The following is a 15,219-nucleotide window of genomic DNA, read 5'->3' as shown; positions in this document are numbered from 1 at the left end:
ATTATTCCATAATTCAAGTTTGGAGATGCAAATTCAAAAGGTATTGAACTACGACATGGATATAGAAGTTACAAAATCCATTTTCTCGCGCAATTACAGTGAATGGACCAGAAGCATTTCAACATGGGGTGAATTATAATGATAAAAGTTTTTGTATATGGCACATTGATGAGAGGCCGCATAAATCACAGCTACTATCTTTCCAAATCAAAATTTCTTGGAGAAGCAGAATTAGTAGGCTACGCAATGTACTGCGTCAGTTCTTTCCCTGGAATAGTTACAGAACAATCTGAAAAGGTAAAAGGTGAAGTATACTGTGTGGATGAAAAAACTTTAAGAAAGCTTGATAACCTTGAAGGTGAAGGTAGCTTATATATCAGGAAAATGGTAGACCTACAATTAAATAATGAAACTATACAAGGTTTTGTATATATATGGAATCACACTATAACTGGTGTGCAAAAAATCAGCTATGCCTTACAACCTTGGAAAAGAGGCGTATAAAATGGATGTGAATAAAAAATATGTGTGGTATGCCTGTTATGGCTCAAATATTTTAAGAGAACGGTTTATGCTTTATATTCAAGGTGGATTTAGTCGATTTAATAATAAAAAATATACACCATGCAATGACAAAAGTGCTCCTTTAGAGGATAAACCTATTAACATTCCTTATAAATTATACTTTGGAAACAGTTCAGGAAGCTGGGAAGGTGGAGGAGTTGCTTTTCTCGAACCTAAAAGAAATGATAACACAAATACTCTTGGCAGAATGTATCTTATAACTGAAGAACAATTTAATGATATAAATGAACAAGAAAGCTCAATATGGTATGACCTTATAATAAATTTAGGAACATTTAATGGGGTAACCATAAAGACCTTTACGCATTCAAAGATGTTCACTAGAAATTTGCCTGTGCAGAAATATTTAAAAGTAATTGAATACGGGATTAGCGAAACTTATCCAAATCTATCGAAGGAGGTACTAGAAAATTATCTGAAATTAAGTATAAATAATTTGTAGGTTTAATTGCACAAGGCTCCACAGGATATTTTATATGTTACACCTACTTTGTTTTATCATTTGATAATTGCACTATAATTAAGGATAATTATTATTAAGTCTTTATTCTGCTTAATTATTTTAATCTATATATGTTTAAAGGGATTTCCTGTTTAATCTGGAAATCCCTTTCACTATTTTATATGGTTCTATTATTTCTACAGCCTCTCAACTAACCCTACTTCTTCTCTAAATCACCAACTAATAAAAATCTGTTACTAGAAAGGGGAACATTTTTGTGTCTAAAAGAACTAACTATATATCAGAACAAAAGTATGCACCATAATTCATGAGATGCCATCATGACTCTACTTCTATCTTAGCGTAGCTCCTTAACATAAGGATAGATATCCTATTTAAGGATACTTATCTTTAGCAACCGCATTATTCGCTCTGAAGCTTTTTTCAGTAATGGTTTTCCGTTAGCCATTGCCTCTTCAAGAGATATAGGCCCTTCTACTATTGAAAAAATGCTGTCAAACCCTTTTTCATAAAGTGTTTCAGCCTCTCTTCCTATTCCACCTGCTATTGCTATTACTGGAATGCCATACTTTTTAGCTACTTTTGCAACACCAAAGGGTGTTTTTCCAAATGCAGTTTGGAAATCTATCATTCCTTCTCCCGTAATTACTAGATCAGCATCCTTTATCTTATCCTCGAGACCTGTTGCATCAATTACAATATCTATTCCTCTTTTTAGCTTTGCATTAAGGAATGCAATCAGTGCTCCACCCAGACCTCCTGCAGCACCTGCGCCAGGAACATCTAATATGTCTATGTTCAAATCATTTTTTATAACCTTTGCATAATTGATTAGATTTTTATCCAAAATCTCTATAGTTTTTTTATCCGCACCCTTTTGTGATCCAAAAACATAGGCCGCACCTTTAGGCCCACAGAGGGGATTATCCACATCACAAGCAACAGTTATGGTACACTCTCTTATTCTGAAATCAATCCCTGATATATCTATCTTATGAAGTTTATGAAGCTCTCCACCTCCAAAACTTAGTTCTTTACCATTTTCATCCGTTAGCCTGACACCCAATGCTTGAACCATACCAGCTCCTCCATCATTGGTAGCACTTCCACCTATCCCTATAATTATATTCCTACAGCCACGGCTTAGAGCATGTTTTATAAGTTCACCAGTGCCGTAGGTAGTTGCTATAATTGGATTTCTTTCTTCCTTTGATAATAGTGGCAATCCAGAAGCAGCTGCCATCTCTATTACTGCTGTTTTCCCATCACCAAGAATACCGTAAAACGAATCGATTTCTCTCATGAGAGGGTCTTTTACTTTTACTTTGATTATTTCTCCAGATGTTCCGTCCACCAACGACTGAACTGTACCCTCGCCACCATCCGCCATTGGTACTTTTACTACAGTGGCTTCACCAAAGACCTTTTTTATTCCTTGTTCTAAGCTATCGGCTACCTCTTGAGCACTTAGGCTGCCCTTAAATGAATCGGGTGCAATTACAAATTTCATAGTCTCACCACTCCTTATTTGTTTACAACATTCACAGGTTCTGCTGAGAGGAATTTAACAAGATTGTCTACTGCAATATCCATAAGACGCTGTCTTGACTCTACTGGTGCCCATGAAATGTGTGGCGTAATAATACAGTTTTTGGCCTGTAATAGCGGATTATCTGCATTTATTGGTTCACTTGATACAACGTCAACTGCTGCGCCACCTACTTTTCCACTATTTAATGCCTCTGCCAAGTCTTCTTCTATAATCAATGGTCCTCTTGAGTTATTTATAATCATAACTCCGTCCTTCATTTTTGCAATTGTATCCTTATTTATTATACCATTTGTACTTTCAAATAGTGGGCAGTGTAAAGTTATCACATCAGAATTAGTAAATAAAGTATCGAGGTCTACATACTTCATTGTCTCACACTCCAAGGCCTTGTTTTGATATGAATCAAAAGCTACTACATTCATTCCTAAGGCTTGAGCTATTCTACCTGTTGATTGTCCAATTCTTCCGTATCCAATTACTCCCATTGTTTTTCCTGAAAGCTCAATTAATGGATAATTCCAGTAGCACCAATCAACATTATTTTCCCATTCCCCTGCTTTTACTGACTCACTATGAGCTCCTACATGATGACACATTTCAAGTAAAAGCGCTATTGCCATCTGCCCCACAGAATTTGTACCATATGTCGGAATGTTAGTTACTACAATTCCGTTTTCCTTTGCCGCTTCTACATCTACTACATTATATCCTGTTGCTAACACTCCGATAAACTTTAAATTAGGCATTTTATCCATGGATTCTCTTGACAAAGGTGTTTTATTAGTAAAAACTACTTCTGCATCTCCAACCCTTTCTATTATCAACATTTCTCCATTCTTGTCGTATTCTGTACGATCATAAACAGTCAAATCTCCGATTTTTTTTAAGCCTTCCCACGATATATCTCCAGGATTTAGTGTATACCCATCTAAAACAACTATTTTCATTTTTTTAATCCTCCGTTTACATTTTTAATTTTTATTATGCCTTAATATTATTTTTATCAGCGGATGTCACGTGTTTAGTTGCAACTTTTTCTGTATCTTTTGGTATAAGCAATATCAAAATAGACGCTAACAATGCAAAAGCAGCAAGAACATACATGCCTGCGTTTGTAGATCCAGTACGTTCCTTTAACCATCCTACAAGATACGGTCCACCAAAACCCCCTAAATTTGCAAAAGCGTTAATAACCGCTATTCCAACCGCAGCCGATGCTTCACCAAGGAAGGCAGTAGGGATAGTCCAAAAGGTTCCTACGAATGCATACATACCTGAGGTACTACAGCAGACGAAGAACAATGAAAGCCATAAATTGTGTGTTCTTGTTAAAGCAATTAGTCCAAAGAAAGTAACTATAATTGGTAAACCTATATGCAAGCGACGTTCCATAACTTTATCTGAGTGTCTACCATTAGCAAACATAGCAATTGCACCACATATATAAGGCAGCATAGAAACTAATCCAATTTGTGTGTTGGTAAGAACAGTAGATAGTCCCTTGATAATCTGAGGTAACCATAAACTAAGGCCATAGTTTGCACTTACATAGCAGAAGAATGCAAGGGCAAGATGCCATACTCGAGGCTGCTTTAATACTGCCCACTTAGAAATTTTTGCTTCACCGGTTTTTGATTGAAGTTCAGTTTTTAATTCACCTAGAAGCCATTCCTTTTCTTCTGAGGTCAAAAACTTAGCTTGAGATGGTCTATCAACCATTACAAATATAGTTATTATCCCAAATATAACAGCAGGAATTCCTTCAAATATGAACAACCAACGCCATCCAGCCATACCAGCCCAACTAATATTATCCAATATCCAAGCAGAAAGAGGACCTACAACAATATTTGCAATGGCTTGAGCTACCATAAATGTTGCAACTGCTTTAGCCATATACCGTGAAGGGAACCAATAAGTCAGATATAATATAATAGAAGGGTAGAAACCAGCCTCAGCGGCACCAAGAAGAAATCTAAGTGCACCTAACTGTGTTGGGTTTTGAGCAAATCCTATGATTATAGTTATTATTCCCCAAGATATAAGAATACGTGCTATCCAACGACGAGCACCAACTTTATGCATTATAACGTTACTAGGAACCTCACAAATAAAGTACGATATAAAGAAAATACCTGAAATAAATCCATACATACTGGAACTAACTCCTAATGCTTTATTCATTTCCAATGCTGCAAATCCAACGTTTACGCGATCAACAATTGCAGTTGCAAATAACAACATAATAAATGGGATTATTTTCACCATTAACTTTTTTATTACCTTTTCTTCATCAATAGATACATTTGCCATTATTTCCTCCTCTTACATTTACTTATTTAACATTAATCGTTTACATAACTTTTTTAAAATGGGAAGATAAGAATTAGTTAAGTGTACATAGAATTTCATGAGAACAATATCCTATTCTTATAAGCGTCGGGTTTCATCATTCATTTAACTCACTCCTCTCAATTATAATGTCTAAACATCATACGTATGATGTATTAATTTACAATATCATACATGTATAACAATGTCAATAACGTTCATATTGTTATATGACATTTATAATTGCAGTAAATTAGCTCTTTTGAACATGAAAATCGGCAACTATAAATATGTATAGAAAAGTACAAGATGTATTTAATACAACTTGTACTTTTTGTTTAGGCTATAATTACAAGAAAAAAACCTAATAACATCATAATGCAATTAAATTTTAATTGCATTATGATGTTAAAATTATTATAAAAGTATTTTAAAGGTTTTTCCAAAAGTTCAACAGAAAGAAATTAAATATACCAAATTACATAAAAGTGCTCCCCTTAAATTAGACAGATTTTTATTATTTATTTAAGGGGATTATATCAAGTGCCCTTCCTCTATGCACCATTATATTCTAGGCTTATATTAATTATTGATTTATTTTGTTGCATATAGTACTATTTATAGTATGTTATAAGAATAATCAATGAAAGCTGTAATGTTCGTACAATGTTATGATTATCCCATATGACACATTCATAACGTATCTTTTGAAAATCTTGCTTGAAGTATTTGAAATTTATGGAGGAATTATATATGAATCGATTTATTCCACAAAATAAAGAGTCTGCTGTTGATGTAGTAATTAATAATATTAAAAGATTGCTTCTTACAAAACAGCTACTGCCTGGAGACCGATTACCTAATGAAATGGATTTGGCAAAAAGTTTAGCTGTAAGTCGTGGTTCAATTCGAGAGGCTATGAAAATATTATCAGCCTTTGGAATTGTTGAAGTAAAACAAGGAGATGGCACTTATATTGCAACTTCACTTGGTACTGCTTTATTTGACCCGCTTTTATTCAGCTTTATTTTGGCTGAACCTGATTTGGAAGAACTCGCGGAATTTCGTCAAATAATGGAGATTGAGGTAATAAAATTAATAATTAAGAATGCTGATGAAGATGCTCTAAAAAAAATTGAACATGCTTATCTTGAGATGGAACAGAAGGTTAAGAATGCTGAAATAGATCCTACTTCTTTAACAAAAAGTGATTTAAATTTCCATGCCGCTTTGGGAAATGCTACAAAAAATAAACTTATTGAGAAGACCTATGAATTTATAGTTAAATTTTTTGAACCGTCCATAGAGAAAACTCATGAAAACCAAAAGTATGGTCTAAATGCACTTCATATCCATAAAGAAATACTAGATTGCCTAAAAGAAAAGAATTTGGATAAAGCAATTAAGGCTATTGAAAATTCAGTTAGTGTATGGATAGATTTAATGTCTACTTAAAAAAACGACATTAATATTTGTTGTATCTCCGGCTATAGGTTGAAGTTTGTTTGCCCCTCGGAGAACACGAACTTTATATAGTAAAGTATAATGTGTTATATTGAACAACGAATAACTAGCTGATCTCAGCTAGTTATTTTATTGTGTTTAGAAATGTAATCTTTTATATAAAATCGTACATTAGATATGATTCTGCGTATAAATTTAGAGTGGCAAAAGAAGTAAAAACATTTCCAAACATTTTATAGAATTAAACTTATATTCACAGCATATATAGATAAAGTTCGTTATTTGAATAGGTTCGGATACTGATGTTGAGCCGCTAAAAACTATCACCATATACCGTTTTTAGCGGTTTAGTTCTTTGTATGTAATATAAACTTATTACTTATTCATATAATTTTTTATCATTTTTAGGTTAAGTTTGAAATAATATAAAATGTTATATATTTAATTAATTCTTGAAGTTATAAATTATTTGAATTATTTATATAACAATGTAAACGTTATTGACATAGTTATATATGTATGATATTGTAATTACAATACATCATACATATGACGTTTGATGTATTGAAACTGAAAGAAGTGAGTTAAATGAATGATGAAATCCAACGCTCCTCTATAATTACATGGTTACCAATAATTTAAAAATTTAAAAAATTAAAAAGAATATTAAATAACGCTTAACAAATAAACACTTAAGGAGTGATATTAAATGAATTCTGAACAAATAAAAAATTTAGCAAACAAGTTGAGACTTGAAGCGGTAAGAATGGTCTATGAAGGTAAAGATGGTCATCCAGGGCCTGCATTATCTATCGCAGATATCGTTACAACCTTATATTTTGATGAAATGAACATTGACCCACAAAACCCTAAATGGGAAGACCGAGATAGATTTATTCTTTCAAAAGGACATTCTTGTCCAATTTATTATGCTGCACTTTCAGAACGAGGTTATTTTGGAGAAAAAATTAAAAATTTTAAGCTTAGATCATTAGGAAGTGTATTTCAAGGTCATCCTGTTATGAATAAAACAGCTGGAGTTGATATGACTACTGGATCTTTAGGAAATGGTATTTCTATTGGATGTGGCATGGCAATAGCTGGTAAATATAATAAGAAAGACTACAATGTTTTTGTTATAGTTGGAGATGGGGAAATCCAAGAGGGTATAGTTTGGGAAGGCCTTAATACCGGGGCTGCAAAAAAACTCGATAATTTAATCGTATTTGTGGATAAAAATGGTTGGCAAAGTGGTGGCTTAGTTGAAGATACCATTGGAAGTAATAATATAAAAGAAAAGTTCGAGGCATTCAACTGGCACGTTCAAGAAATAGATGGCCACAACGTTGATCAAATAAAAGAAGCTATAAAAGTTGCAAAAACAACCAAAGGCAAACCAAGTGCAATTATATGTAATTGCATAAAAGGAAAAGGATTGTCTTTTATGGAAAATGATAATTCATGGCATAAAGGTGTTCCTACAGAAGAGCAATATAAGATTGCAGTCGAAGAATTAGGAGGTATTAACTAATGGCAGATTATAAAGGTACAAGAGAGGCATTTGCAGCTTCATTATATGATTTAGTTAAAAACGATAAGAGAATTATGTTTGTTTCACCAGATTCTTTGAAGGCAATGAGAGCTACTAAGTTCGCAGATGATTATCCTGATTCTTATGTAGAAGTTGGTATTGCAGAACAAAATGCAGTTGCCGTTGCAGCAGGATTAGCCAGTTGTGGCCAAATTCCTTTTGTAGGAACTTATTCAGGATTTATGACGATGCGTGCTTGTGAACAGATGAGAACTTTTGTAGCATATCCTAATTTAAATGTTAAATTCGTTGGAATAAACTCAGGATTATGTGGTGGAGAGAGGGAGGGTGTAACTCATCAGTTTTATGAAGATATAGGAACTTTATCAAGCATACCAAATTTCACAATATTTACACCAGCAGATGCTACTCAGACATATGATGCAGTAAAAAAATCCGCCGAAATTAATGGTCCTGTATATATTAGAGCTGGAAGTGGGAGAGAGGCAGACATATACGAAAAAGGCACCCCCTTTAATATGGATGGTGTTACAGTCTTAAAAGAATATGGTAACGATACATTAGTATTGGCAAGTGGATTTATATTAGATAGAGTTCTCCAAGCTGCCGAGATTCTATTAAAAGAAGGAATAAAAGTTACAGTAGGCGATGTAAATATTTTATACGGATCAAATAATGATAAGTTAATTTCACTTATGAATAATTCAAACAAGATTGTTACAGTAGAGGATCATAATGTAAATGGAGGTCTAGGAAGTTTCATATGTAAACTTGCTTGTGAAAATAAACCTGTAAGTGTAAAACGAATTGGTCTAACAACCTTTGGAGAATCAGGGCCTGCTGACAAATTATTGGATTTTTATGGATTTGGACCTGAAAAAATAGCTGATACAATAAAAGAAAATTTAAAATAAATTATATGGAGGTATTGTTATGAGTAAAATTGTTGTAAGTGTAATTGGTGCTGGTGGAAAGATGGGAACAAGAACAAGTAATAATCTTGCAAAAGCAACGGATGAAATTGAGTTGTATTTTGTTGAGAGTGGAGAAACAGGAATTCAAAACATCCTGAAAAGAGGATTTAAAATCACTCCTATGGAAGAAGCAGTTTTAAAATCAGATGTTATAGTACTTGCGGTTCCAGACTCTGTTATAAATATTGCTAGTAAATCGGTGGTAGACGCAATGCGATCAGGTACAGGTTTAGTAATCTTAGATCCAGCAGCTGCTGTTGCAAAAGAATTAGCTTTAAGAGATGATTGTACATTCGCAATTGCACATCCTTGTCATCCATCATATTTTATTGATCAGGACACATATGAATCCCGACATGACTACTTTGGGGGATTGGGTGGAAAACAAGATATTGTTATGGCTAAGATTCAAGGCGATGACGAAAAATTTAAACTCTGTAGAAGAGTTTCTGAGATTATGTATGGTCCTGTCGAACACAGTTATGTAATGGGAATCAGAGATGTTGCATTCTTAGAACCTACATTAGTGGAACTACTTGGTGCCACATGTCTCTATGCTATGGCAGAAACGGTTAAAGAAGCTGAAAAAAGAGGAATTCAAAAAGAAGCAGCTATTTCTTTTCTTTCAGGACATATTTATAATTTGTCAGCAAATTTTCTCGGATTCTTAGGGGATACGCCCGTTTCAGATGCATGTAAAGTTGCTATAAATTTAGGTAACAAGTTAGTATTAAGAGAAGACTGGAAAAAAATTTGGAATGACGAAGTGCTAGATAATGTCATTGCAACGATGCTACACCCCGAAAATCCGCAGATATAGAGATGAATATTAATATATGATGGAAAATACTGAATATTTTTGAAAAGACTATAGAAAATGAGATCGCTGGAATGTACTTACAGAAATCTAAAAATATAAAAATCGGCTATATTTCAATACAGAATTATAGCCTATTTTTGTATTACTGGTATAAAGTAAGTGTTTAACTAACTTGTTTGGAGGGTATTTTATGATTAGAAATGTAAGTCTTCTTCTAATAGCTCCTGAAGAACGTCTTTAAACATGCCTCCCATTGCGACTAGAATCTCATTTTGTTTGTAAATTTTGTTCACTGATATGACTTCTTAAAATTCCCTTCGAAATATTAGACATTTAACATATCTCAATTATTGCCAAGAAAGAGTACTTTCTATTCTATTTACACAAAATTATTTATAGGACGGAAAGGTATACTTATGATCCTACATTTATAATTCTTTAAAACTTACTACCTGATTTCGAGTTAGGTTATGTACTTTAATGTAATTATAGCTAGTACCATATAAAAACATACAGTTTGTTATCAAAATCTTATCATTGCAGGATTATCTGCAAAGCTGGTGTTTAGAATAATAAATCATATTATTAACAACTTTAAATCACTACTAGAAACTCAATATTTTAATAATTGCAAAAAAAATTAGTAAGAAGAAACTGTTTCCAGTTTCTTCTATGGGGTCAGACCCCGTTACATAAATTAGTAACGGAGTGGTCAATTTATGTTTGCTATCTACATAATAGCCTTTAATTTATCAAGGGCTTTTTTCTTAATTTTTGCATATTGATGGTAAGTTTTATCAGTAGTGCAAGCTATTTCTGTAAGGGAGTGTCCCATAATATAAAATCTCTCTAGTATATAACGTTCAAAAGGCTCAAGTGTATTAAGAGCAACATATAACTTTTCAACCTCATCGTAGGCTATTACTTCATCCTCTAAGGTAAATTCATAATGCTCCTCTGCATCAAAATCTATCATGTTACTGTTTGGGACTTCTCGAAAATGTTTTATTTCTCCTTTTAAAAGGGCTCTGAGATTCATCTTTATTGCATTAATACAATATCCATTAAAGCTGTTGCTGCCTAGTTTATACAGTGCTATAGCTTTTATCACCGAAAGATAAGAATGCTGAATTAGGTCCTGAGTCTCATATCCTGGAATGTGATACCTTGAAGACTCTTTGAATATAAGGTATTTAAACTTTTCAATTATTTCATCTGTAGCTCCAATTTCTTTGTTTTTAGCCTTTTCAACTAGTTTTTCCATAGATAAAGCACCGCCTTCTAATTTTTTATTTAGAATATATTAAATATCATTGCTTTTTAAGCTATTCCAAGTAATTGTTTTTCTAAAATATCAAAATCATATGATCTCTGCTCGTAGTCACAAAAGTTGCTACTTTTCACGTAATTTGTTGCACTATTATTATTGTTACTGCTGCTGTTGCTTGTCCATTGCCTTTGATAGGCAATTACCTGCTCAGCTGTTTTTATACCCTTGCTTATCCAGCTATTTAAGACTTTTGAGATATATTTAATTGTTTTTGCATTGTAATTAACCGCCTCGGTTATAGCCATAATTATGACTTTATCACTTACCTGTTTTGTAAATTCTAATATTTTTTTATATACCAAAGGTGTGATAGCATGTACATTTTCCTCGAATATCTTAATTATAGTTATTAAGCCTTCACTAGCAGCAGAAGTGTTTTCCACTTTAGTTATTACTTTATCCTGAGTCATTACTTCTTCTTTGAAAATTACCTTTTCTTTAGTTATTACTGCTTCTTCTTTAGTTATTACTCTTTGCTCTTTACTTTTTATTCCTTGTTCTTTATTTTTTACTCCTTCTTCTTTACTCCTTATTCTATTACTTAGTAGGGGCTTGGTAGCCCCTACTAAGTAGCTATCTAGGGGCTTCATAATTGATACAATATTCTTAGGCCTTTGGTTATTGGGAAAATAAGGACTTTCTATATGTTCATCAACAAAAATATCTTTAAAAATCTTCTCTACATCTAATTTAGCGTCCTTGCATTTTTCAAATAATATTTTAAGAAATACTTTATTCTTAATTCGGAGTAATTGCTTTTGGATACCAATCACTGCATTATTATTGTTAGGTACATTGTATTTTATCCAATTTAACAACATAATTTCATTTGTAGTTTCACAGAATAATATCTTTTTATAATCACAAAATTTTTTAAGTAACTGATCTACAACCACTATGTCATATCCTGTTTCTATTGCAATGAATTTAGGAGAGATTTCGTAAATTCCACTCTGTGTTGATTTTGTATTCGTTAGAAGATATAAATAAAAAAACTTTTCCTGTGAAGTTAGTTCAAACACAAAACTATCACTCCAAAATTCCGTATATATTTGTCTGTATTTAGCCATTATTTATTCCCCCTAAGATATTAATTACAATTAATTTTACAAACACCCTCGATTCCATACCCTGATTTAAAATTTAAATTTATTCCATTTCATTTACTATACTTTAGTTAATCCTTTGTTTGTAGTTAATGGCATTGGTAAAAAAATATACTCTCTATAATCTACTTGATTATCTGTACACCATTTTATTATCCCATTAAAAAACTTAATCCCTGGAGTGTTTTTCTTAACCAAAACTCTATACACATGTGCTACGTCCACCCCTATAGCTCTAGAAAGTTTTGTATAACTTCTACTGAACTGTACATCCATTAAAAGCTTCAATGCAGCTATATTTAAACCCATTTATATATTCCTCCTTAAAAATTACATTGTTTGTAGTTATTTGCATTATCTGTAAACAATATACCATATATGTTATATACATACAACACTTTTTTAACACAATTATATTATTATCTATATATCATTGACTATAAACAATAAAAAATGTTATAATATGTATGGAAAGAGGTGATTATATGGCTGAATATGAGAATTTTGATTTAGTTACATTTGCTATATTATTAGAAAAAGCTAAAGGTGATCGTTCAATTAATCAATATGCAAATACAATTGGTGTAAGTGCAGCTCATATCTCAAGATTACTTCGTAGTCTAGTAAAAGCACCTCCGTCTCCCGAAACAATTAATAAATTTGCAAGTGGTGCATATAATGAAGTTACATATGGTGAATTAATGCTAGCAGCAGGACACATAGATGAAAAAACTGAGGAAATCTCTACGAGGCAAAAACGAACTCAAACGCTAGAAAACGATAAAAAATTCTTTCAAGTTATTCTATCTGACCTATATACCCGAGATTTTGAGTGGAGCTTAAACAAAACAATTGACGCTCCTGCTGACCTAATGCTTGAAATAACTAACTTGGAATATTCTAAATGGTACATTCAAATAAAAGCTTTTGTTACTTCTAGAACACTCTATAATGTTTATGGTCAAATAGCCTCTATTGAACTTACACCAGATACAAAAATAACTGTAGCCGTTGGAAGTAAAAATGAATTTGACCTTTTATTTAATAATCCGCCGAAATCCTTAAGAGCGAATCTCTACGTAATGCTAATAGATTTAGTCAGTGGAAAAATAACAAAAGAAGAAAAGCTATGCCAATATTAACTTGTCATAGCTTTTTTCTATAGTATATTCAATGGGACTAATATGTTAAAATTTATATTACCCTTAGAATAATAATCTTTATTTTCTTTTTCTAATGTACTTGAAATTAAACTATGCCAATTATCTAAAATAATTATATCTTCTATATCATTTTCAGATATTTCTCCGTTACTTTTATTTTTACATATTATTTTATGAAGTTCAGAATCATAGTTCCCATGTTTATCTTTAGTGATTTTTGATAAATATGTATTATCAAATGATTTAAATAGTCTTTTTACATTTTTATTTTTGTCAATTTTATATTCAGTTTTTTTATTATTCTTCTGTATTTCTTCTAGTGTAGTAATTAAGCTGTTATGAGTATTAACAATTTGTCCCTTCAAACTCTCGATAAACCCAGCATAATTATTTTGTGTATATTCTTCATAAGAGCTTGCCTTATCAATTTTTGTTATTACAACTATTCTTTCTTGTGATTCCGTCATAGTAATATTATTTAATTCTTCCACGAATCTATCATCAACTAATTGTCCACCCGTAGATGCTGGAACAAGTAATATCTTACAATTAACCTCAAGGTTATTCGCTACTCCTTGTTCTACTTTTTTATGACCCAGCACCTCTCTAAACACAACTCCTTTTTTAAATTTTCCAGGTAAATTTAGCTTAGCTTTTTCACCGCATCTAAGTACCAATATTGCTTGTTCAAAAAGTAATCTAAATGATACTATTTCAGTAAACTCTTCTAACCCTTCCTTATATTTATTAAAAATATTCGTAGGTATTATCGTTTTCTCTAAAATGTTCTTATGATTTAAAGCAATTTCATGACGAACTCCATAAAAATTTTTTATTTTTAATTTTGAATATATTACATCTTCAAGAAGTTTAGTGAGATCTTTATTTATTGTGTTGTCTTTTATATAATCTTCAATGTTATTTTTTCGCTTAAAGTCTAGTTGTAAGTCTTTGGCTATTTTCTGAAATTTTTGGAGTAACTTATTAGTTCTAAATAAGTTATAAACGCCTTGAACCAAATTAATATTATAACTTATTTCATTATCTTTACTATACTTAAATCCTGCCTTATTAGCAATATCATTAATGCTTTTTTTAACATCAAATTTGAATTCTGTATCTATACTTAGAGCTACTAAAATTAAATCTCTAATTATGTAACTTTTTGCTCTCGCTTTTAAAAAAAGCTTATTCTTTGTATCTTCAATAATAACTATATCTGTCTGAATAATAGCATCACTTCCTGAGGTCGAAATAGTTTTGCTTAACACTCTTTTACCTTCTTCATCCACAAATTGCTGACAAAAGGTAGTTTTTCCGGCCCCTGTAGTTCCTATTAACTCAATAATGGTAGGTTTTGAAGTTCTAAGTTCTCGTTTATAAAATTTAAAAATATCACTCTCTTCATTAACTTTGCATAAATCATTTACGTTTCCTTTCACTTCCTTATTTCTCATAATGTCCCCCTAAGTTGAATGATTAAATTATATATAATAATCTATACAAATTCATAATATTTGATAATGTGTAATTATATTCTATATAAGTTCCATATTCCCTCTATTTTGAATTAAAATCGATTAATTGTTTTTAATTTGTAGCATTAAAGAGAATTTATCACAAAGTAGCATATATATAAATTAAAACCCTAAAGGAGGAATCATAAATGGACAAGACCCAAATAATAAAAAGTCTCATCCCAGGAGCTCTACTATCCTATGAAAAATACAACATACTACCATCCCTAACCATAGCTCAAGCCATACTAGAAACAGGCTGGTTGCAGCATGTTAAAGGTAATAACATCTTCGGTATAAAATGGACAGCAGGTTGTGGATATGAAGTTCAAGAATTTAACACTCATGAATTTATAAGTGGT

The 15,219-nt window shown here is 31.9% G+C and carries 15 protein-coding genes; 8 read left to right on the top strand and 7 right to left on the bottom strand.

The features are described from left to right. The first annotated feature begins 138 nt into the window (after positions 1–138). Together VIM70_RS06655 and VIM70_RS06650 are read left to right on the top strand one after the other, a co-directional pair. A complete protein-coding gene (locus tag VIM70_RS06655; RefSeq protein WP_331944960.1) occupies positions 139–504 on the top strand; it encodes a gamma-glutamylcyclotransferase family protein in 366 nt (121 codons plus the stop codon). 1 nt (position 505) lies between these two features. Further along, positions 506–1,027, top strand: a complete 522-nt coding sequence (locus tag VIM70_RS06650; RefSeq protein WP_331944959.1) for a hypothetical protein — start codon at positions 506–508, stop codon at positions 1,025–1,027. Positions 1,028–1,418: 391 nt separating this feature from the next. Here the strand turns inward: VIM70_RS06650 and VIM70_RS06645 are convergent, their stop codons facing one another. The 3 genes from VIM70_RS06645 to VIM70_RS06635 are packed head-to-tail and all read right to left on the bottom strand — an operon-like array spanning position 1,419 to position 4,913. After that, positions 1,419–2,558 carry a glycerate kinase gene (locus VIM70_RS06645; protein ID WP_331944958.1) on the bottom strand — a complete coding sequence of 380 codons (1,140 nt, stop codon included), beginning with the start codon at positions 2,556–2,558 and terminating at the stop codon, positions 1,419–1,421. Between the two features lie 14 nt (positions 2,559–2,572). Then, complete coding sequence (locus VIM70_RS06640) at positions 2,573–3,547, bottom strand: D-2-hydroxyacid dehydrogenase (protein ID WP_331944957.1); 975 nt, start codon at positions 3,545–3,547, stop codon at positions 2,573–2,575. 34 nt (positions 3,548–3,581) lie between these two features. Beyond that, the gene (locus VIM70_RS06635) at positions 3,582–4,913 is read right to left on the bottom strand and encodes an MFS transporter (protein ID WP_331944956.1); all 1,332 of its coding nucleotides are present in this window, start codon (positions 4,911–4,913) and stop codon (positions 3,582–3,584) included. Positions 4,914–5,684: 771 nt separating this feature from the next. On the opposite strand from VIM70_RS06635, the gene VIM70_RS06630 reads away from it, so the two are divergent. The 4 genes from VIM70_RS06630 to VIM70_RS06615 all read left to right on the top strand — a co-directional run bounded on the left by VIM70_RS06630 (position 5,685) and on the right by VIM70_RS06615 (position 9,741). Continuing rightward, entirely contained in the window at positions 5,685–6,386 is a 702-nt protein-coding gene (locus VIM70_RS06630) for a FadR/GntR family transcriptional regulator (protein WP_331944955.1), read from the top strand. Positions 6,387–7,104: 718 nt separating this feature from the next. Then, the gene (locus VIM70_RS06625; RefSeq protein WP_331944954.1) at positions 7,105–7,926 is read left to right on the top strand and encodes a transketolase; all 822 of its coding nucleotides are present in this window, start codon (positions 7,105–7,107) and stop codon (positions 7,924–7,926) included. After that, on the top strand, positions 7,926–8,861 hold the full coding sequence (locus VIM70_RS06620) for a transketolase family protein (RefSeq protein ID WP_331944953.1): 936 nt from the start codon (positions 7,926–7,928) through the stop codon (positions 8,859–8,861). Before VIM70_RS06625 ends, VIM70_RS06620 begins: the two co-directional genes overlap by 1 nt. A gap of 19 nt (positions 8,862–8,880) precedes the next feature. Then, the gene (locus tag VIM70_RS06615; RefSeq protein WP_331944952.1) at positions 8,881–9,741 is read left to right on the top strand and encodes a phosphogluconate dehydrogenase C-terminal domain-containing protein; all 861 of its coding nucleotides are present in this window, start codon (positions 8,881–8,883) and stop codon (positions 9,739–9,741) included. Positions 9,742–10,471: 730 nt separating this feature from the next. Here VIM70_RS06615 and VIM70_RS06610 read toward each other — a convergent pair. The 3 genes from VIM70_RS06610 to VIM70_RS06600 all read right to left on the bottom strand — a co-directional run bounded on the left by VIM70_RS06610 (position 10,472) and on the right by VIM70_RS06600 (position 12,486). Next, positions 10,472–11,005 (bottom strand): sigma-70 family RNA polymerase sigma factor, encoded by a 534-nt coding sequence (locus VIM70_RS06610; protein ID WP_331944951.1) that lies wholly within the window; start codon positions 11,003–11,005, stop codon positions 10,472–10,474. Between the two features lie 56 nt (positions 11,006–11,061). After that, on the bottom strand, positions 11,062–12,141 hold the full coding sequence (locus VIM70_RS06605) for a DnaD domain protein (RefSeq protein WP_331944950.1): 1,080 nt from the start codon (positions 12,139–12,141) through the stop codon (positions 11,062–11,064). A gap of 96 nt (positions 12,142–12,237) precedes the next feature. Further along, positions 12,238–12,486: a hypothetical protein gene (locus VIM70_RS06600; protein WP_331944949.1), complete on the bottom strand. Its 249-nt coding sequence runs from the start codon at positions 12,484–12,486 to the stop codon at positions 12,238–12,240. Positions 12,487–12,662: 176 nt separating this feature from the next. On the opposite strand from VIM70_RS06600, the gene VIM70_RS06595 reads away from it, so the two are divergent. After that, complete coding sequence (locus tag VIM70_RS06595; protein ID WP_331944948.1) at positions 12,663–13,319, top strand: hypothetical protein; 657 nt, start codon at positions 12,663–12,665, stop codon at positions 13,317–13,319. 17 nt (positions 13,320–13,336) lie between these two features. Here VIM70_RS06595 and VIM70_RS06590 read toward each other — a convergent pair whose 3' ends face one another. Continuing rightward, entirely contained in the window at positions 13,337–14,797 is a 1,461-nt protein-coding gene (locus tag VIM70_RS06590; RefSeq protein WP_331944947.1) for a hypothetical protein, read from the bottom strand. Between the two features lie 209 nt (positions 14,798–15,006). Between VIM70_RS06590 and VIM70_RS06585 the strand changes: the two genes are divergently transcribed. After that, positions 15,007–15,219, top strand: a 213-nt coding sequence (locus tag VIM70_RS06585; protein WP_331944946.1) for a glucosaminidase domain-containing protein, incomplete at its 3' end; no start/stop codon positions are given.

The organism is Clostridium sp. (assembly GCF_036569345.1).
In the GTDB taxonomy this organism is placed as follows: domain Bacteria; phylum Bacillota; class Clostridia; order Clostridiales; family Clostridiaceae; genus Clostridium_AD.
This window is presented reverse-complemented; position numbering and strand designations above follow the sequence as displayed.

Coding starts and splice junctions, on each gene's coding strand:
- VIM70_RS06655 (WP_331944960.1), top strand. CDS start 139: ATGATAAAAGTTTTTGTATATGGCACATTGATGAGAGGCCGCATAAAT.
- VIM70_RS06610 (WP_331944951.1), bottom strand. CDS start 11,005: ATGGAAAAACTAGTTGAAAAGGCTAAAAACAAAGAAATTGGAGCTACA.
- VIM70_RS06640 (WP_331944957.1), bottom strand. CDS start 3,547: ATGAAAATAGTTGTTTTAGATGGGTATACACTAAATCCTGGAGATATA.
- VIM70_RS06650 (WP_331944959.1), top strand. CDS start 506: ATGGATGTGAATAAAAAATATGTGTGGTATGCCTGTTATGGCTCAAAT.
- VIM70_RS06595 (WP_331944948.1), top strand. CDS start 12,663: ATGGCTGAATATGAGAATTTTGATTTAGTTACATTTGCTATATTATTA.
- VIM70_RS06590 (WP_331944947.1), bottom strand. CDS start 14,797: ATGAGAAATAAGGAAGTGAAAGGAAACGTAAATGATTTATGCAAAGTT.
- VIM70_RS06605 (WP_331944950.1), bottom strand. CDS start 12,141: ATGGCTAAATACAGACAAATATATACGGAATTTTGGAGTGATAGTTTT.
- VIM70_RS06645 (WP_331944958.1), bottom strand. CDS start 2,558: ATGAAATTTGTAATTGCACCCGATTCATTTAAGGGCAGCCTAAGTGCT.
- VIM70_RS06620 (WP_331944953.1), top strand. CDS start 7,926: ATGGCAGATTATAAAGGTACAAGAGAGGCATTTGCAGCTTCATTATAT.
- VIM70_RS06635 (WP_331944956.1), bottom strand. CDS start 4,913: ATGGCAAATGTATCTATTGATGAAGAAAAGGTAATAAAAAAGTTAATG.
- VIM70_RS06625 (WP_331944954.1), top strand. CDS start 7,105: ATGAATTCTGAACAAATAAAAAATTTAGCAAACAAGTTGAGACTTGAA.
- VIM70_RS06600 (WP_331944949.1), bottom strand. CDS start 12,486: ATGGGTTTAAATATAGCTGCATTGAAGCTTTTAATGGATGTACAGTTC.
- VIM70_RS06630 (WP_331944955.1), top strand. CDS start 5,685: ATGAATCGATTTATTCCACAAAATAAAGAGTCTGCTGTTGATGTAGTA.
- VIM70_RS06615 (WP_331944952.1), top strand. CDS start 8,881: ATGAGTAAAATTGTTGTAAGTGTAATTGGTGCTGGTGGAAAGATGGGA.